Consider the following 17,898-nt stretch of genomic DNA (forward strand, 5'->3'; position numbering starts at 1 on the left):
TGTTTGTTATTCTGTTTGTATTTGACTTGCAGCGTTTTTCCTCGCTCGCAGAAATTTCACTAGGTTTAAAACAATGGTCTTCATGACTGCGTAAAAAGGAATCGCCAGGACCATTCCTAAAACTCCTGCCAAATTTCCAGCAGCCAGCAATATAATGATAATGGTTGCTGGGTGGGTGTCTAAGCTCTTACCAAGAATGAGCGGTGATAACACATTGCCCTCAATTTGTTGGGCAATTAGAATCACCACCACAACTAAAAAGGCTTTGGTAGGAGAATCAAATAGTGCAACGATGACGGCGGGTGCTCCTCCAAGAATTGGTCCAATATAAGGAATAATATTGGTAAAAGCTACGATTAAGGCCATGACGAGTGCAAATGGCAGATCAATAATTAAATAGCCGATAAATGCGAGTGTTCCAACCGCTAAAGCAACGGTAACTTGACCCTGAATATAGGCCGAAAGTGTTTCACCAGTTTCCTTCAAAATGGACAATCCTTCTTCTCTATATGCTGTAGGAAGGAATTTAGAAATCGCTGTAGGAAACCTGTGTCCATCTTTAAACATATAGAATAATAAAAAAGGAACGGTTACAAGAATAATCGCAATATTTGTAATCACACCGAGAATATTTGTTATGCTGCCAGTAATCGTGTTAGGCAAGGTATTTGCAAATTCCAGGAGCCTTTCCTGTACCGTCTCGAGAATATCCTTTTGCTCGTCCATTACCCATTTAAATTGGGATGATTTCATAACATTATCAAAAAACTGCATCGTTTTGTCTGCATATACGGGGAGCTCGTTAGCAAGAGCTGTAAATTGTTTAGTAATAGCAGGTATTAAATTTCCAATGGCAAGAACACAAATCAGAATAAACACGACATAAATAATGATGATGGCCAGTATTCTAGGAACCTTGTGACGCTGAAGGAAATTAACGACTGGGTTAAGTAAAAAATAAAGAAATCCTGTAATCAAAATGGGGAAAAAGATGGTTGAGAAAAAGATACCGATAGGTTCAAACAAGAAGGAGATCTTGGTGGAAACCCAAATGATGGTTAAAATTAACAAGATTTGAATTAACCAGTATTGAAATTTGTTCTTTGCCAATTTATGTACCTCTGTTTCTAAAATATATTTGGTAAAATTATATCAACTTTATGTATTTTATACCAACATTCTTTAGTCCGGTTTTCAAATAAGTCTCTGGACGTAGGTGCATACGTCAGTTATAGTATTTTTAACAATATTTTACCTACCATTAAAAGAAAGGTGCAATATATGATTAAATCATTTTATCACTTTCTAATGAAATATCGTCACCCCGAACCAAAGGATGCCATCAGTGTGTTTGCAAATGAGGCTTTTTTAGATCATAGCTTTCCAAAAACCTCTGAAGACTACCATGAACTCAGTTCATACTTAGAATTTAATGGTCACTACCTAGAGTCAATGACAATATTTGATGAAGCCTGGGAGCTTTATATCCTATCGGAAAGTAATTGAATATGTGTAAATTCCATTAAATCGTCTCGAGCAAAAAGAGGCGATTTTTCTTTTTCCTCAATGTGCGCGCTTATATTGGTTGATGCATATACTATGGTAATTAAAATTCACGACTCATCATTGAGAGGATGGAGGATATGAAAAGAAGGAATATACCGAAATATAAGGTCGGTGATACGGTCGTGATAACGATGTATGGTACTGTTGGCAAGGTAACAGATGTCAAGTGGCTTGACGGGAACTACGTATACGAAGTGAACGAAAGTGATGGTCTTTTTGTTGAATCAGGACTACAGCTTCTTTCAGAATACGAAGGAACGTTAGTGGAACAAGAACAAATAGATATTGAATATAAATTTTTTTTCGGAGATTTGGTTCAGGTTGCTGGTTATGGCTCGGATTTATTTAAAATTGTCGGGTTTCGAACAGAGATTTGGCGTTACAAGGAAGATGCATGGGAAGATGTAATCTATGAACTTTCGAGGATTAGTGATGGAGAATGGCTGGAAGCAGGGGAAGAGGAAATGACACTCGTAGCTGATGCAGAGAGTGCAGACACGTTTATTCAAAAGTTAGGACTCCTTTACTTAGTAAACAACGAAGAGAAGCATCAGGTGGCAATTTCAAAAACACAAAAAAACATTGTAAGAAAAGCAGAACTTGAAGAAATCGAGCGGAAAAAGGAAAAGAAACAGTTAATAGATAATCTATTAGATATCTTTAATGATTACAAAATTTTATATAACATGTTCTATGACCAGGAGTACTATCAAGTAATGCGTGTCATTCTAAGAAAATTGAAAAGTGTCGTAAATGATGATGGTAAAAGCCATGTCTAGCTTCTACCACCAAGAAATGGACAGTAATAAATAAATAACCAAAGGAATCCCGCCCCATTTAATAAGAAAAAATAAGCTGTCCAAAATCTTCTCATAGGCAGTGATGATTAATCCATCCTCCTGATTCACGTCATCAAGAATAGCTTCAAATTTCGCTTGTAGATTTGACATACTAACACCTCATCTTAGTTCTTTTTATTCATCCTATGCTTGTCCAAAGAAAAAAAGACATATTTAATCTTTTATTTTGTTCTCCATGTTTAAGCTGCAGATTATTTACCGATTCTTCTAGAAGTAAATAGCATGAATAAGCAGAATTCATCATACATTCTGTGTAAAGGGGGCGATTGCTTGCGGGAAATTGAAGTTTTTATTGATACGGAAGAAATTGCTGAATTTTTCTTTCATGAGCTGGTAAAAAGAGGATACGTTCCTTCTGAAGAAGAATTGGAAGAAATCGCTGATATCACCTTCGAGTATCTCATCGAGAAAAGTATTATCGACGAAGAAGTAGAAGATGAATGAGTAAAATCTCATAAGACTTTATTCATCTTTTTAATAAGCAGTGACGAAAGACGAGCATTTAATCTTGCTCGCTTTTTGTTTGTGATATTTTTTTGCTTTTTTTCATTAATTGGTGAAACTTTACTATTTCTTCACCGTATTAAGAATAGTGAAGCGAGGAGGAATGATGAATGCTCAAAAAGATTTTAAAATCAATTCTTGGAAGTAAACTTCATCATCAAAAAAATATTCACATTCTAGTAATGCATGGAAGAAAATGAACCACAACAAACATAAGCACTTAGGACATCACCACTATAAAAAGAAGCATAAAAGCGGAAGTTCCTTTTCGAGCTTTTATAGTAGTTAAATACTTATATGTTTAAAAGAATGACTTTGTTTGCATCAAGCATCATGGAAAGACCTCTTAAGCAGCATGAAATCATTTCAGAGCGCTACCAGGTTATGAATCATCTAGGCGTGGGAAGCTACGGAAATAGTTACTTAGTATTTGACCAAGTTTCACAACAAAAGAAAGTATTAAAAGCCTTACGCATCCATAAAAGAATTTCTAAGTCAGGTAAAAGTGATTTCGAGCTTGAAAAGGACCTGCTTCAGCACATAGAGCATCCGGGGTTTCCTCGTTATTATGAAGATGGAATACATAAAAATATTCCATTCTATACGATGCAGCATATTGAAGGTAAGAATTTCGAACAGCTAATCTTTCATGATGGCCAAAGATATTCGGAAATAGAAGCTTTTAGAATCGCTAATCAATTACTAGAGCACATTCACTATTTACATGAACAGCAGCTTATTCATAGAGATATTCGAATCCCAAATGTAATTAAGAATGGTTCTGAGATTGTGCTAATAGATTTAGGGCTGGCAAGGAAACGTAATGGAGAGTCAGGGCCGGGTAAATCTCGGAAACGGCATTTACGGAAAGAGGTTAATCCCCAAGCAGATTTTTATGGTCTTGGTCATTTCTTGTTGTTTTTACTTTATTCCAATTTTTCTTTTCCAAATAAGAAAAAGGAAAGCAGCTGGGAAGAGGAATTGGACATTTCATATTATGCGAAGATTATCATCAGCAGGCTTTTACAAATTGAAGACTGTTATGAGAGCTGTGCACAAATTAGAAAAGATATCCAAAAAATTATTGAGGTATAGGGAGGAAATAAAAATGTCTTTTTTTGACAAAGTATTTGCTAGTGTAGGAATAGGGTCTGCCACGGTAGACACTAAACTTGAGAGAGATACGTATACACCTGGCGACACTGTAAACGGTGTTGTAGAAATTAAAGGCGGGAAGGTAGATCAACAAGTAGATGATATCTATTTATCATTAAACACTACCTATTTAAAAGAATCAGATGATAAAAAGTATAATGTAACTGCTACTATCGAGCGTTTCCGGATTACAAGCCCATTTGTAATGAATAAAAACGAAAGAAAAGAAATCCCATTTTCCTTCCAGCTTCCATTAGATACACCTCTATCTATCGGAAGGTCAAAAATCTGGGTAACAACAGGACTAGATATTAAGAATGCAGTAGATCCTGGTGATAAGGACTATATTAACGTTGTCCCGAATCAATTAATGAATGCAGTATTTAATGCAATTGACAGCATGGGATTCCGTTTACGCGAAGCTGATTGTGAAGAAGCATCCTACAAATTACGCGGACGCCTGCCATTTGTTCAAGAATTTGAATATGTACCAACATCTGGACCATTCCGTGGAAGGTTAGATGAGCTTGAAGTCGTTTTCCGGCCATCAGGAAATGGTGCAATGGAATTACTTTTACAGGTTGACCGCCGTGCTCGTGGTTTGGGTGGATTATTTGCAGAAGCTGCAGGTTTAGACGAAAGTAATGTAAGATTAACGGTAACTTCTGCCGATATACCAAGCCTGCAACAGCAAATTCAGAGTGTTATTCAAAGATTCTCTTAATTATCGACAAAATAAGACATGATTCTCTGAAGGATTCTTCTATGCCTATCTCTAATTATTAATGTAATACACATTACTTAATGATTGGAGGGGATAAGATGATCAAGGCGATAACCAGAAGAACGAGTATTCAATATGATGTGACAATCTTTCAAACTCCAAAATACAGGGAATATAAAGGGTACAAACCAGTTTATCGTACCTTCATTCACGCAGGAAACCATGAAAGTTGTTTAGAGAAAACTTTTAGTCTTTTTAATGTCACTGATCGAATACCACCAAATTATAATGGGCGATTTCTTGCCACAGGAGATATCATTTTAATTGATGAGGGACGCCGTGGACAGCATTATTATCAATTAAAGCCTGGTGGCTGGCAGCCTGTAAATCGAATAATGATTAGATAAAAGAAAACCTAAGGGAGTATAAATCCTTAGGTTTTCTTGTCGTATTAACCTCTTTTCTTTCTCCCGCCTGCAGCACTAAATTCTTTATCATGTGCTGCATGTTCCGCTTCGATCGCTTCAGGTGGAACATGGTTATTTTTCTTTGGACGATTCGTTTGAGCTCTATTCTTTTTTCCCATAATTTAATTAACCTCCTTTGGATAATCTAAAAATAGCTTCCCACAAATAAAAAAATTCATGACCTTTTCAGTGAATGGTTTTTCATTCCAAAAGGGTTGTGATATATTGACTAGTGTGAAGTTACTAACTTCACTTTAAATGATTGGAGGATTCATTATTATGAGTGTACATATTGGTGCGAAAGAAAACGAAATTGCTGAAACGGTATTACTGCCAGGAGACCCATTAAGGGCTAAATATATTGCAGAAACTTTCTTAGAAGGTGCAGAATGCTACAATGAAGTAAGAAATATGTTTGGTTATACTGGTACATATAAGGGTAAGAGAATTTCAGTTCAAGGGACTGGAATGGGTGTCCCTTCAATCTCGATATATGTGAATGAATTAATGAACAGTTACAATGTCCAAAATTTAATCCGTGTCGGCACTTGCGGTGCTATCCAAAAGGATGTAAAGGTCCGCGATGTTATATTGGCAATGACTAGTTCGACCGATTCTAATATGAATCGTCTTACTTTTGGGGGAGTCGATTTTGCTCCTTGTGCAAACTTTGACCTCCTTAAAAAGGCCTATGATGCAGGTATAGAAAAAGGGCTTAACCTGAAAGTAGGAAATATATTTACCGCAGACTCCTTTTACAATGACAATGCAGAACTTGAAAAATGGGCTAAATACCAGATTCTCGCTATTGAGATGGAAACAACAGCTTTATATACTTTAGCGGCTAAATTCAATCGAAGAGCATTGTCCGTCCTGACGGTAAGTGACCATATTTTAACTGGCGAGGAAACAACAGCTGAAGAGAGACAATTAACTTTCAATGATATGATTGAAGTTGCATTAGAAGCAGCGACAAAAGAATAGGAAAAACGACCTCTTTCATGATTGAAAGAGGTTTTCTCATTGACCTTTTTGGTAAAAATAGATATAGTGCATAAAGTAAATGAAGATAGATAGGTATAGGTGAGAATAATGATATGGAAAAATGTTGTAATGATTGGTTCGATGACCCTTCTCTTTAGCGGGTGCAGTCAAATCAATTCACTAGTAGATAAGCTCCCATTCGCTTCTAATGACTCTAGCAATAATAACCAACAAACCCAACAAGAAGAAATTCCCATAGATGATCCACTCAGTTTAGAATCAATATTTTTTAATGATATTAAAGAAGTAGATGGCAAAAATGTTATCCAAAATTCAACGAATGTCATGGCGTTGGTTAACAAGGAATTTTTCTTCCCAGCAGATTATGTCCCTGATGATCTCGTCAAACCGGATGTGGCGTTTTCTTTTAAAGATATAGGCACGGAAAAAAGCTTAATGAGAAGAGATGCTGCGAAAGCTTTAGAAATAATGTTTAAAGATGCTGCTGAATATGGCATTGAACTTTATGCTGTATCGGGTTACCGTTCATACGTCCGTCAAAAAAGTTTGTATGATGCAGAAGTAGAGAGAGTAGGCAGCGAAAAAGCGGAGCAAGCTGTAGCTATTCCAGGTGCGAGTGAGCACCAATCTGGATTAGCTATGGATATATCGAGTAAATCAAATCGATTCTATTTAAATACAGCCTTCGCTAATACACCAGAAGGGAAATGGCTTAAAGAAAACGCTCATCGCTTTGGGTTTATCCTTAGATACCCAAAAGAGAAAACCGCTATTACGAATTACATGTATGAGCCGTGGCATTTCCGTTATGTTGGAGAAAAAGCTGCAAGAATAATGTACGAACACAACTGGACTTTAGAGGAATATTTTAATGAGGTAAAGAAAATATAAATAGTAATCCCGGCACGCCTATCAAATGGAAGTGCCGCTTTTACTTTATCTATTACTTTTCTTTGTTAATTTTTTATAAAAGATGTTATTCTAGTCACTAAGGGCTGAGTTTTTTACATATTATTTTTTGGAGAATGAAAGTGGTGAAATCTTTGGATGAACATAATGTTGAACAAGAAAATCTCGAACAAGAACAAGTAAATGAAAAGAAATCTGGGTATGTACGTATAAAGAAATTTCATTTTATATTAATATTGTTTTTCCTAGTACTGTTGTCAACCGGAATAACTGCCTTTGCCCTATCGTTTGGAGATGAAAAAGTCATTACTGTAGGTACTGAAAGGTCAGAATTTGATAAGCTTTACACTGCCTATGATACATTGAAGAGTGGATATTTTGAGGAACTTGATCAGAAAAAACTTATCAATGGCGCTATAGATGGAATGGTAAAAGCTTTAGATGATCCTTATACGGACTATATGAGTGTGGAGGAGGCAGAACAATTCCATTCTTCTATTAACTCTTCCTTCCAAGGAATTGGTGCAGAGATTCAAGAGAAAGACGGACATATCATGATAGTCTCACCTATTAAAGGATCACCAGCTGAAAGAGCCGGTTTAAGGCCGAATGATATTATCACGTCTGTAGATGGAAAAAGCCTTCAGGGAATGACTTCGACAGAAGCAGTAATGATTATCCGTGGGAAAAAAGGAACAAAGGTGGAATTGACCATTCAACGTCCAGGATCAGATACCCCGGTAAAGGTACCGATAATTCGTGATGACATTCCAATTGAAACCGTTTATGGTGACATGGAAGGAGACGGTATTGCTAAGGTTCAAATTACAAGTTTCTCTACTAATACTTCAAAGGATCTTGCAGAAAAATTGAATGAACTTCAGAAACAGGGAATGAAAGGTTTAGTATTGGATTTACGCCAAAATCCAGGTGGACTTTTAGATGAAGCAATTAGTATTTCAAGTATGTTTGTCCCTAAAGGAAAACTAATTTTAAAAGTAGAAGATCGGAACGGCAAGACTGAGGAATATCCTTCACAAAATGATGGAGATCCCAACTTTCCATTAGTAGTGTTAATTGATAAAGGAAGTGCCAGCGCTTCTGAAATCCTAGCGGGTGCAGTTAGTGAATCTGCTGGAGTAAAGCTTGTAGGAGAAACTACCTTTGGCAAAGGAACCGTACAGACTGCAAAGGATTTTCCTGACAACTCAAACATTAAATTTACAACAGCAAAATGGCTCACACCAAAGGGAAATTGGATTCATAAAAAAGGGATTAAGCCGGATATTGAGGTTCCACTCCCAGAATATGCGACATTGCCAATCATTAACCCTGATAAAGAACTTAAGCTTTCCAGCTCATCATCAGAGGTGGAATCTGCACAGAAGATGTTAAAAGCAATCGGGTTTGACCCGGGGCGTGAAGATGGATTCTTCGATGAGAAAACGCAAGAGGCAGTAATAAGCTTTCAAACAGCAAATGGCCTGCCTGCTGATGGTGTCTTAAAAGGTGACGCTACCTTTAAATTAATGGAAAAATTAAGAGAAATGATTCAAGCAAATGATACCCAGCTCTTAAAAGCGATTGAAGTGCTTAAAGAGGAAATGAAATAATGAAATGGCCTGAACCAGTGTTGATGGTTCAGGCTTTTTTACGACTAGAAGTATAATCTTTGATTAAAGTTCCGACAATGGATAGAAAAAAGAAACTAGGTGATGACCTCATGAAAAAATTAATCATTGCTGTTATTGTTTTTTCATTTCTTGGCTTTGGTCCATTACAGTCATTTTTTCAAAGTGATAATGAGGGCAAACATACAAAGAGTATCCCTTTTCTGGAAAAAGTAAAGGATTCAACACAAAGTGAAAGGAAGATAGAAACCTTTCTTATTTTGGAGGAGAGTAATGAACTTATAAGATCAACACAATCAGCTATGGTTCTGAAATATGATAAATCCAATAATAAAATGGAATTTGGTTCACTATTAATTCCAACTGTTGATAAAGATGCAAAATTAGAGACATTGAAAAAAGAGGCAGCAGAAAAATACCAAATTGAGATTGATTATTGTTTTATCTATGATACTTCAGGCGTTGGGGCTGTGATTGATTTACTTGCTCCAAATGGGATTGAAATGGATACAGATAATGATGGGCATTTAGCTGGTGAAAGGATATTACTAAAGGGAGAGGATTTTGTAAACTACCTAGAGCAGCTGAAAATGAATCCTGATTCTGCGGACCAATACGGTCCAATGTTTTTGGCATTAAAAGAAGAGTTAATGGAAGAGATCTCGGCTGAAAAGATACTATCTTTAGCACCGCAGGTTCTAAATGAAGCATTAAAAAGTGTAAAAACAGACATTGGAAAAGGTAAATTAATGGATTTGGGATTGTCTGTGATGATGAACCCAGTCACTTCAATCGAACAGGTTGACTTAATGGCTGTTAGTAATAACAAATTCGAAAACGCAAACAAAATGTTAGACGGCGAACAAGACAAATATTAGGAGAATGAAAAAGTGAATGACTGAGTTCGCTTTCTCATTAATTTTCTGGAAGGATATCTAACAGCTGCCTGATTCTCTCTTTTTTACGTTCAATCAATTCTGAAATAAATTGACGGTATTCATTTTCTTTTTGTGAGGCATGCTCCTCGTATAACTCCTTTAATTGGTCAAGGTGTTCTTTTAGTGTGTATTCATTCACGCCAGAACCTCCTGATTGGACTTTACGTAAAATAATTTCAACCAGCCTGTCATTTGTTGCTTCGAGAGATTTTGTACCTTGTCTAACATATATGGCACCATAACGAAGTTCATTTCGCTGAACTACGGATGTATAGGGTACATATTTTGGGTCATATTCAATAATGAGTACCTGAAACCTTTTGTTGCTTAATGTCTGCTGGTTACCACTAAAATAAAAATCTTCCGTCCGATATTTTAAGTATTTTGGCAGTAAGTTTGCCAGTTTATTATCTATATCTGCTTTATCTAAAAAATCATCTTCGTTTAAACCAGTTAAGGAAATGGACCCCTCATCATTTTGACTTACACCAACAATGATACAACCGCCGCCCGAATTTGCAATTGCAAGAACATGTTTTGCCATCTTTGGTAATTCGGTCCATTTCGTTTTAAAATCTAGAAAATCTGTTTCACCTGTATTGTGAAGGAGAAGGTCTTTTAAGGATTCATGAGAAGGGTTTTTTATGAAGTGTAAGAGACTTTTTGGATAGACATACTCATAGATCATGAGAGAAGGTCCTTTCTGAATATTCTTTTTACTACTATTATAAGCCATATCAATCTAGTTGGTAGCCCAATTTCAGTTATAATAGGGAATATCAGAAGAAAATGAGGTAGTACAGATGAATAATACTGAGATTTATATATTATCTGGATTTTTAGGAAGCGGCAAAACAACACTCTTAAAAAGATTGCTTGAAAATGAGCGGTTATTAGGCAGAAAAACAGCTGTCATGATGAATGAACTTGGTAAGGTTTCAATTGATTCCGAGGCTGCCCGGGATGAGGATGTTGCTTTGAAGGAGCTATTAGGCGGCTGTATCTGCTGTTCTATTCAAGACAAGCTTGAAGCACAGCTGCAAGGTCTATTGATAAATGAAAAACCAGAAGTAATCTATATAGAAACCACTGGTGCAGCACACCCCGTTGAAGTTCTAGATGCTATACTTTCACCTATATTTGCTAACCAGTTTATGATAAAAGGTATTGTTACGACTGTGGATGGATTAAGATGGCGTGATAGAAGGGCGATGAGTCCACAGCTTCAACAATTACTGCTGGAACAAGTCAGACATGCAGACTATATTCTTATTAATAAAATGGATGAACTGACAGAATCAGAACAATCAAAAATTATTTTTGAGATACAAGGGATTAACCCTGGTGCCCGCTGTTTGTTAACGAATTATTCTCAGGTTTCCGTTGAAGAGTTGAGAAAACTGACACTCTCAGCATTAGGAAAGAAATCGAGTTCTAATTTTTCTCAAAAAGCACTCAATTTATCTACCTTTGTTTATCAATTCCAGGGGCCAATCAGTCATTCCGATTTTGAGGATTTCCTGAAGAAGTTACCGGAGAGCATCTACCGTATTAAAGGCTATATAAAATTTGATCCAGTATCAAAACCGTATCTCTTTCAATACTCGTATGGAATGCCTCTATATATGAAGGAAGAGATGAATTTACCCTTAAATCTTGTTTTTATAGGCGAAAAAACTGATTGGTCACAAATCGAGGAACAGCTTCAAACGCTTGAAATTCATTTCAAAAAAATAAGAGAAGTATGAATGAACATTTCTCCTTCAGGTAACTCTTTTAATGTAGATATTTTACATTGTAAAGGAGGAACAGATGAAGAAGAAAACAGTTCTTGTAATGGTAATTCTATTCCTCCTATATGGTCAAGGAATTCATGCTGCAGCCAATATTAGCTACAAAATTGAAATGCTGCCGTGGGAAGATGTTAATCAAATTTTGCCCAAATACTCAAAGTTTACGGTTCTTGATCTTGAATCAGGAAAGAAATTTAAAGTTCAAAGGCGTGCGGGTAGCCGCCATGCCGATGTACAGCCATTGACTCCCAAGGACACAAAGATTATGAAAAAGGTCTACGGGGGAAAGTGGAGCTGGAAGCGACGGGCCATCGTCGTAATAAGTAAAGACCAATGGATTGCGGGATCGATGCATGGAATGCCACATGGAGCTGGTGCCCTAAAGAATAATTTTCCAGGGCATTTTTGTATCCATTTTTACGGAAGTACAACACATCGGACAAGCACCATGGACCTCTCACATATGTTGATGATCTATAAGGCTGCTGGAAAATTAGAAGAGTACTTAAGTAAAACGTCACCTTATGAGACGGTAGAAGCGTATATAGCAGGTCTAAAGCAGCAAGATGCTTATACTTCAAAGTTGATTTCATTGCAAAAGGTACAGTGGAAACCTATATTAGGGAAAATCGAAAATGTAAGAATAACTCGGATGCCGATATTACCGGCCGAAGATTTAAAAAATGAAATAAGCATGGACGTCCCAGTTGAAATAGATTGGTTTATTAAAAATAGAGGAAGACAGCACTTCAGTGGTGAAATACACTTAATCCGTTATTCTACGATGGATGCATGGAAAGTAGACTCTGAATCGTTTTTAAAAGAAAATAATCTACAATAACAAAAAAACACCTTAGCAAAAGGTGTTTTTTCTGTTAAACTTGTTCTCCGAATTTAATGAACGTTCGCTCATCCTCAATTAGACCGCAGGAGGCACATTGGATTCGATATTCAGGTCCGTTGTACGGAAGGTGAAAGGGTTCTAATTCATTTTGACTGTATTCTTTCATCACTTCACCGGATTGCGGGTCAAGCTTCACAGATTGCGAAACTTGTTGAATGATATTAAAACGGCTTCGATTGGTTTTGCAATTTGGGCATTTATAAGGTGTTGACATAAGTTTCTCCTTTCGCAGTGTTGTTAAAATCTATTTTTTGCAATAATGTTTGAAAGTATGTAACATTGCAATTGAGGATATATGGAGGTGGGGTTTTTGACTAAAGGGGATTTCAATTATGATGAATTATTATCTGAATATCGAATGATATGGAATAATCGTGTACTGGCTTCTAAAGATCGGAGCAGTGAGGAAACATTAACAGAAGCAGTAAAAAGAGAATTACTTGATGAGAACTCTCATCCGAGAATAAGAAAGAATAAATTTGAGAAATACTTTTCTGCTATCAACAGAATCACACAATCGACGATTTCAAACGAAGCAAAGGTATCACTAATTCAACTGCACAATCGTGTAATGGAGGATTTGATAAAGGGGAGTAATCATGAAAAAAATACTATTTCTTAGTCTTATGGTTTTATCTGTATTGATAATCAGTGCATGCAATAATAAGGAAAAACAAGAGCAAGCAGATGATAAGTTACCAGAATTTGTAGAGGTGAATTTGTCTGTTACTCCTGAACATGGGAAAGCCAATGAACCAATTATTTTTGAGGCAAAAGTAACACAGGGCGAAGAGAATGTGGAAGATGCAGACGAGGTGAAATTTGAGATTTGGAGAGCGAAGGATGAAAAACACGAGAAAATAGAAGTCGAGCATTCTGAAGATGGAATCTATCGCTTGGAAAAGGCATTTGAACAAGAAGGAACGTATTACATTATTTCACACGTAACAGCTAGAGATATGCACAATATGCCGAAGAAAGAATTCGTTGTTGGAACAGCTAGTGAACCAGAGGATCCAGACGAAATGAAAGATAGCATGAATATGGAAGGACACTAATAAAAGGAACAGACAGCTTCAATTTAATAGCTGTCTTTTTCGTTTTAAATTTCGGTAACATCAATTTGTGAATACTGAATATCATAGGTTTTAATTAATCTAATTTCAAGTATCCCGTCTTTATATTTAGCAGTGGAGCCCTTTTTTTTGACCATTGCTGGAAGAGTAATGGAATGCTTATTGCCTAACTCTGGGATATTTTCCACCATCAACTGATTTGCTGTATGATAAATCTGCAAACCCTTTAGCAGTGACTCATCTTTAATCGGTATTCTAACAAAGACAGAATCGTGCGTTTCAAAAGCTGTTGACTTTAATACATTTGTCTGATGGGAGGATTGGGGTTTGTAATGATTCACAATGTCCTCGGTGTTCAAAGTTCCCCCTGATTGAGATGGCATTACATTCCCCATTATACCTTTAATAAATTGATCGATTTCATCAGGCTTCATATGCTGCAGCTTATTCTTCATGTCCTTATTAAAAGGGAAAAAACTCCAAGGGAACATAACTTCCTCCACCTTTTCAGAAAACTTCAAACAAATACTTGATACGCTATACTATGCAAAAAGGATGCAAACCGTTATATATAACTAGAAAATCAAATAAAGTAAAAAACGAAGGAATGGACACACATTGCACTCATATAGTTTAAGATAGAAGACAAAATTGAGAGGTAATGGCTGGTGAAAAAAAAGACTGCTTTAATTACGGGTGGAGCGACTGGCTTAGGGAAAAAAACGGCATTCCAGCTTGCAGAAGAAGGGTATCAGCTAGCGATAAACTATCGTAGCAGTAAGGAAGAAGCCATACTATTGTCAGAAGAGATCAAAGAAAAATACGGAAATAGCATTTTAGTAATACAAGGGGATGTAGCATCTCAGTCGGACTGTTCTCATATCATTGAACAAATCCTATTGAAGTATTCCTCAATTGATGTTGTCATTCACAATGCGGGTCCATACATCCATGAAAGGAAGAATATGACGGAGTATTCAATTGAAGAATGGAATTATTTAATTAATGGAAATCTAAATGCAGTCTTTTATTTATCCAAAGAAATTATTCCGCTTATGCGGCGTCAGCACTGGGGAAGAATTATTACAATGGGGTTTGATCGAGTAGAAACAGCCCCTGGCTGGGTTAATCGATCAGCATATGGTGCTGCAAAAACTGCCCTTGCTTCGCTAACCAAAACTATTGCCATGGAGGAAGCAAATAATGGGATTACCGCTAATATGGTATGTCCAGGAGATATCATTTCCCATTGGAAGGAAAAAGATATTGTAGAATCCATTTTAAGTGAAAACGTGCCAGTGGGGAGAGTGGGAACAGGGGAGGACATCTCCAGAGTTATTTCCTTTCTTTTAGATGAGAAATCTGATTTTATCACAGGAAGTATTATTCCCGTAACAGGTGGAATGGATGTTCTCGGGAAGGCCATTTCTGGAAGGAAAACAACTTGAAATACTCTGTATTAGAGAAAAGATGTTTCTTTTACAAATTTTTGAACTATTCGATTTTATGGGATAAATTGCAATTCTTTTGTGGATAATAGGTGTAACACATCTATGAAAGGAGCAAACTATAATGAGTTTTAACATGAATCGAATTAATCCAAATCAAACTCAAGTAATTTTTCATGATGGTCGTTTTGAAACATTAACGAATGAGGAATTAGAAGATTTTTTGCTCCACATGGGTCTTAGTGACGTTAATTCAGTGATGCAGCAAGATGTAACGGATTAATATAATTTTAGAAAAAAGAAGCAATCGGCTTAGTCCGATTGCTTCTTATGCCTCTAACAAATGAGAAGGTTCTTCTTGAGGAGTACCATTTCTCATCAGGTAGAAAGAGTATTGGTCCTTAGGAATTTCATATAAATCATATACATCACCATCAGCATTTAATTGCTCGTACAGGGATTTTCTGGTTTCGTTTGCCTTAACCACGTAAGGAAGTTTTTCGGCAGCCTTAATAGACCTGATATTTACCTTACGAATCCTCATAAAGATGGTTTCTATTCCCATACTATAAAAAGCTTCTTGGAAAAAGGCGTCCTTAGCAGGGCTGTTGTAGCCTTTCCCATGATATGGCTTACCAAGCCATGTGCCTAAAAATCCTGCATTATTTTCGATATCAAAAAGATTTATCGTGCCGATTGCGTTGCCCCATTCATCCAGAATCGTCCGCGAAATACATTCACCGCGTTCTTCGGCTTCAATGGTTTGTTTGGTCATGAAAATAAATTCTTCATAAGAAGCACATTTTTGGCGCACAAAAGGAAAGACATCTGGATGCGACATTAGTTCGAATAATACCTGGCTGTCATGAAGATCTCGTTTCTTAAGCATTGAATTTCCCTCCATCGGGCAATCCGATTCCATGTCTAAAGAAGCGGCCCACCCTCGAAATTTTTTATTCAGATAAACTAAAAAATTTCGGGGTGGGAATCGAACCCACTAGAACCAGGTATTACTGGTGGCGCACCATTTGCCTTCCCTATATCATTTTTTTTGTTGATGATAAATAATGTGATTTCCCCCCAGATTTTTAGGCCTTTATCGGTTTCACTTAGAGTATCATACAAGAAAAAATAAAAAAAATAAATAGGTTTTTTGCTGTTTTTTTGAGATTATTTATTGGCAAATTTCAACAAATTTCTACTCTTCTGAGAAAACGATTTCACCGCCAATCATCGTCCATTTTGGTTTTGCCAGATAATGAAAAGGGTGGTGGGTCCACAGAACTAAATCCGCCTCTTTTCCTTCATCAATGCTTCCTAAATGAGAGTCCAGTTTCAGGTTCCTAGCAGGCAGGATAGTGATTCCCTCAAGTGCCTTTTGCTCCGAGAGACCTTCTCGAACCGCAATCCCCGCACATATATTCAAATACTGAATAGGTGTATAGGGGTGATCAGTTGTAATCGATACTTCGACACCGTTATTTGTTAGCTCTTGATAGGTTTTCCACGTTTTGTTTTTAAGTTCAATTTTTGATCTCCTTGTTAAGGTCGGACCGACTGAAACCTTTAAGTTCATCCCAGCCAATTCGCTGGCAATTAGGTGTCCTTCTGTACAATGCTCAATTCTTAAATCTAGATTAAATTCCTCAGCGAGCCGCAAGGCAGTAATAATATCATCAGCACGGTGAGCATGAATTCTGACAGGAATGTCTCTCTTTAAAGCCATGACGAGTGGAGCTACTCTCAAATCCTCAGGAGTATCTGTATGGATTGCTTTATAGAAAGCTTCCCTGAGCATTCCCATGATTCCCATTCTTGTTATTGAATCGTTATTACCCTGACTGTGTATCCTTTTTGGGTTTTCTCCCAGTGCAAGCTTTAAGCCGGCAATTTCTTGGATTGTCATCTTTTTTACATTTTTCCCTGTTGTTTTTATCACTGAAGTAGTTCCGCCAATTACATTCGCACTGCCAGGCATGACATGTGCAGTTGTGATGCCGCTTTTTACCGCATCGGAAAAAGCAGGATCTAATGGGTAAACACCATCTATGGCTCTTATATGCGGAGTCATTGCCTCAGCCGTTTCGTTTGCATCATTTCCAGCCCAGCCAGTTCCTTCATCATATAAACCTAAATGGGTATGAACATCAATAAACCCTGGTAGAAGATATTGATTCTGACAGTCAATAATTTTGACAGTTGGATCTGATTCGAGATTTTTTCCCACCTTTAATATTTTTCCTTGATCAATTAAGACATCCCCATTTTGAATGTTTTGTGATGTGATTGGATAAACATTTGCATTCTTTAGAAGTATTTTCATGATAATTTAACCTTTCTACACACATAAAATAGTATTTTTACTATTTTATCAACTGAGCTGTTGAAGTGGTAGTGTATATTGAGTGATTTTTTAAAAAATTACGAAACCTTTTTCTGGTATTAGCGTAAGTATTAGGGAAAGATAGAAAAAATATTTCCGTTGGGGGAATCGATAATGGTAAAAAGTGAAGAAAGAATGCTTGCGGCAATTCTCTATGTTGTTAGTCTTTTTTTCCCGTTAATAGGTCCGCTGGTTATCTGGTTATTAAAAAAGGATGAGTCATCATTTATTAATTATCATGGAAGAGAATATTTTAACTTTTTCATTTCATACACTGTTTATTCCGTTATATCCGGAATCTTAGTCTTCCTTCTTGTAGGAATCTTCCTCTTATGGATATTGGGAATTATGGCCTTAGTATTTACAATCATTGCTGCAGTAAAAGCTTATGAAGGGAATGAATATAGATTCCCATTAGTGTTTAGAGTAATAAAATAATATAGACCAACCTGCCCAGCAAAAAAAATTTGCTGGGTTTTGAACGTTTTTATAGTTCATACGTCATATTATTATAAAAAGCAAAATAAGGGGGAGA

General features: G+C 36.6%; 25 protein-coding genes. 17 read left to right on the forward strand and 8 right to left on the reverse strand.

Going from position 1 to position 17,898, the window contains the following annotated elements; genetic code table 11:
* Positions 1-6: 6 nt before the first annotated feature.
* Positions 7-1,110: an AI-2E family transporter gene (locus tag H0184_RS08845; RefSeq protein WP_221823537.1), complete on the reverse strand. Its 1,104-nt coding sequence runs from the start codon at positions 1,108-1,110 to the stop codon at positions 7-9.
* A gap of 174 nt (positions 1,111-1,284) precedes the next feature.
* Here H0184_RS08845 and H0184_RS08850 point away from each other — a divergent pair, with 174 nt between their 5' ends.
* Complete coding sequence (locus H0184_RS08850; RefSeq protein ID WP_313771740.1) at positions 1,285-1,506, forward strand: YozE family protein; 222 nt, start codon at positions 1,285-1,287, stop codon at positions 1,504-1,506.
* A 128-nt stretch (positions 1,507-1,634) separates the two neighbouring features.
* Positions 1,635-2,345 (forward strand): hypothetical protein, encoded by a 711-nt coding sequence (locus tag H0184_RS08855; RefSeq protein WP_221823541.1) that lies wholly within the window; start codon positions 1,635-1,637, stop codon positions 2,343-2,345.
* 3 nt (positions 2,346-2,348) lie between these two features.
* Here H0184_RS08855 and H0184_RS08860 read toward each other — a convergent pair whose 3' ends face one another.
* Entirely contained in the window at positions 2,349-2,516 is a 168-nt protein-coding gene (locus tag H0184_RS08860) for a hypothetical protein (protein ID WP_221823543.1), read from the reverse strand.
* 180 nt (positions 2,517-2,696) lie between these two features.
* On the opposite strand from H0184_RS08860, the gene H0184_RS08865 reads away from it, so the two are divergent.
* From H0184_RS08865 to H0184_RS08880, 4 genes are all read left to right on the forward strand, one after another.
* Positions 2,697-2,870 carry a YozD family protein gene (locus tag H0184_RS08865; RefSeq protein WP_024029256.1) on the forward strand — a complete coding sequence of 58 codons (174 nt, stop codon included), beginning with the start codon at positions 2,697-2,699 and terminating at the stop codon, positions 2,868-2,870.
* 357 nt (positions 2,871-3,227) lie between these two features.
* Complete coding sequence (locus H0184_RS08870; protein ID WP_221823545.1) at positions 3,228-4,025, forward strand: serine/threonine protein kinase; 798 nt, start codon at positions 3,228-3,230, stop codon at positions 4,023-4,025.
* Between the two features lie 13 nt (positions 4,026-4,038).
* Complete coding sequence (locus tag H0184_RS08875) at positions 4,039-4,809, forward strand: sporulation protein (RefSeq protein WP_221823547.1); 771 nt, start codon at positions 4,039-4,041, stop codon at positions 4,807-4,809.
* 98 nt (positions 4,810-4,907) lie between these two features.
* Positions 4,908-5,216, forward strand: coding sequence for a YodL domain-containing protein (locus H0184_RS08880; protein WP_221823549.1), 309 nt, complete (start codon positions 4,908-4,910; stop codon positions 5,214-5,216).
* Between the two features lie 44 nt (positions 5,217-5,260).
* Here the strand turns inward: H0184_RS08880 and H0184_RS27620 are convergent, their stop codons facing one another.
* Complete coding sequence (locus tag H0184_RS27620; protein WP_260631503.1) at positions 5,261-5,395, reverse strand: hypothetical protein; 135 nt, start codon at positions 5,393-5,395, stop codon at positions 5,261-5,263.
* A gap of 160 nt (positions 5,396-5,555) precedes the next feature.
* Between H0184_RS27620 and deoD the strand changes: the two genes are divergently transcribed.
* From deoD to H0184_RS08900, 4 genes are all read left to right on the forward strand, one after another.
* The gene (deoD, locus tag H0184_RS08885; protein WP_221823551.1) at positions 5,556-6,260 is read left to right on the forward strand and encodes a purine-nucleoside phosphorylase; all 705 of its coding nucleotides are present in this window, start codon (positions 5,556-5,558) and stop codon (positions 6,258-6,260) included.
* A gap of 108 nt (positions 6,261-6,368) precedes the next feature.
* The gene (locus tag H0184_RS08890; RefSeq protein WP_221823553.1) at positions 6,369-7,172 is read left to right on the forward strand and encodes a M15 family metallopeptidase; all 804 of its coding nucleotides are present in this window, start codon (positions 6,369-6,371) and stop codon (positions 7,170-7,172) included.
* Between the two features lie 143 nt (positions 7,173-7,315).
* Entirely contained in the window at positions 7,316-8,803 is a 1,488-nt protein-coding gene (locus H0184_RS08895; protein ID WP_463674757.1) for a lmo1851 family serine protease, read from the forward strand.
* 110 nt (positions 8,804-8,913) lie between these two features.
* On the forward strand, positions 8,914-9,699 hold the full coding sequence (locus tag H0184_RS08900; RefSeq protein ID WP_221823557.1) for a hypothetical protein: 786 nt from the start codon (positions 8,914-8,916) through the stop codon (positions 9,697-9,699).
* A 37-nt stretch (positions 9,700-9,736) separates the two neighbouring features.
* Here H0184_RS08900 and H0184_RS08905 read toward each other — a convergent pair whose 3' ends face one another.
* On the reverse strand, positions 9,737-10,447 hold the full coding sequence (locus H0184_RS08905) for an AlbA family DNA-binding domain-containing protein (RefSeq protein ID WP_221823558.1): 711 nt from the start codon (positions 10,445-10,447) through the stop codon (positions 9,737-9,739).
* Positions 10,448-10,562: 115 nt separating this feature from the next.
* Here H0184_RS08905 and H0184_RS08910 point away from each other — a divergent pair, with 115 nt between their 5' ends.
* On the forward strand, positions 10,563-11,507 hold the full coding sequence (locus H0184_RS08910) for a CobW family GTP-binding protein (protein WP_221823559.1): 945 nt from the start codon (positions 10,563-10,565) through the stop codon (positions 11,505-11,507).
* A 64-nt stretch (positions 11,508-11,571) separates the two neighbouring features.
* Entirely contained in the window at positions 11,572-12,393 is an 822-nt protein-coding gene (locus tag H0184_RS08915; protein ID WP_221823560.1) for a hypothetical protein, read from the forward strand.
* Between the two features lie 34 nt (positions 12,394-12,427).
* Here the strand turns inward: H0184_RS08915 and H0184_RS08920 are convergent, their stop codons facing one another.
* Positions 12,428-12,670, reverse strand: coding sequence for a DNA alkylation repair protein (locus H0184_RS08920; RefSeq protein WP_221823561.1), 243 nt, complete (start codon positions 12,668-12,670; stop codon positions 12,428-12,430).
* A gap of 96 nt (positions 12,671-12,766) precedes the next feature.
* Between H0184_RS08920 and H0184_RS08925 the strand changes: the two genes are divergently transcribed.
* Positions 12,767-13,078 carry a hypothetical protein gene (locus tag H0184_RS08925; protein WP_260631504.1) on the forward strand — a complete coding sequence of 104 codons (312 nt, stop codon included), beginning with the start codon at positions 12,767-12,769 and terminating at the stop codon, positions 13,076-13,078.
* Positions 13,056-13,514 (forward strand): FixH family protein, encoded by a 459-nt coding sequence (locus tag H0184_RS08930; protein WP_221823565.1) that lies wholly within the window; start codon positions 13,056-13,058, stop codon positions 13,512-13,514. Before H0184_RS08925 ends, H0184_RS08930 begins: the two co-directional genes overlap by 23 nt.
* 44 nt (positions 13,515-13,558) lie before the next feature.
* On the opposite strand, the gene H0184_RS08935 is transcribed toward H0184_RS08930, so the two are convergent.
* On the reverse strand, positions 13,559-14,023 hold the full coding sequence (locus tag H0184_RS08935; protein ID WP_221823567.1) for an Hsp20/alpha crystallin family protein: 465 nt from the start codon (positions 14,021-14,023) through the stop codon (positions 13,559-13,561).
* A gap of 177 nt (positions 14,024-14,200) precedes the next feature.
* On the opposite strand from H0184_RS08935, the gene H0184_RS08940 reads away from it, so the two are divergent.
* Together H0184_RS08940 and H0184_RS08945 are read left to right on the forward strand one after the other, a co-directional pair.
* On the forward strand, positions 14,201-14,980 hold the full coding sequence (locus H0184_RS08940; RefSeq protein ID WP_221823569.1) for an SDR family oxidoreductase: 780 nt from the start codon (positions 14,201-14,203) through the stop codon (positions 14,978-14,980).
* 124 nt (positions 14,981-15,104) lie between these two features.
* A complete protein-coding gene (locus H0184_RS08945; RefSeq protein ID WP_221823571.1) occupies positions 15,105-15,263 on the forward strand; it encodes a hypothetical protein in 159 nt (52 codons plus the stop codon).
* A gap of 45 nt (positions 15,264-15,308) precedes the next feature.
* Here the strand turns inward: H0184_RS08945 and H0184_RS08950 are convergent, their stop codons facing one another.
* On the reverse strand, positions 15,309-15,869 hold the full coding sequence (locus H0184_RS08950; RefSeq protein ID WP_221823573.1) for a GNAT family N-acetyltransferase: 561 nt from the start codon (positions 15,867-15,869) through the stop codon (positions 15,309-15,311).
* Between the two features lie 309 nt (positions 15,870-16,178).
* Entirely contained in the window at positions 16,179-17,306 is a 1,128-nt protein-coding gene (locus H0184_RS08955) for an amidohydrolase (protein ID WP_221823959.1), read from the reverse strand.
* A gap of 171 nt (positions 17,307-17,477) precedes the next feature.
* Between H0184_RS08955 and H0184_RS08960 the strand changes: the two genes are divergently transcribed.
* The gene (locus tag H0184_RS08960; protein ID WP_221823575.1) at positions 17,478-17,801 is read left to right on the forward strand and encodes a DUF4870 domain-containing protein; all 324 of its coding nucleotides are present in this window, start codon (positions 17,478-17,480) and stop codon (positions 17,799-17,801) included.
* Positions 17,802-17,898 lie beyond the last annotated feature (97 nt).

It is taken from the genome of Neobacillus niacini (genome assembly GCF_019749295.1).
Taxonomy (GTDB): Bacteria; Bacillota; Bacilli; order Bacillales; family Cytobacillaceae; genus Neobacillus; species Neobacillus niacini_D.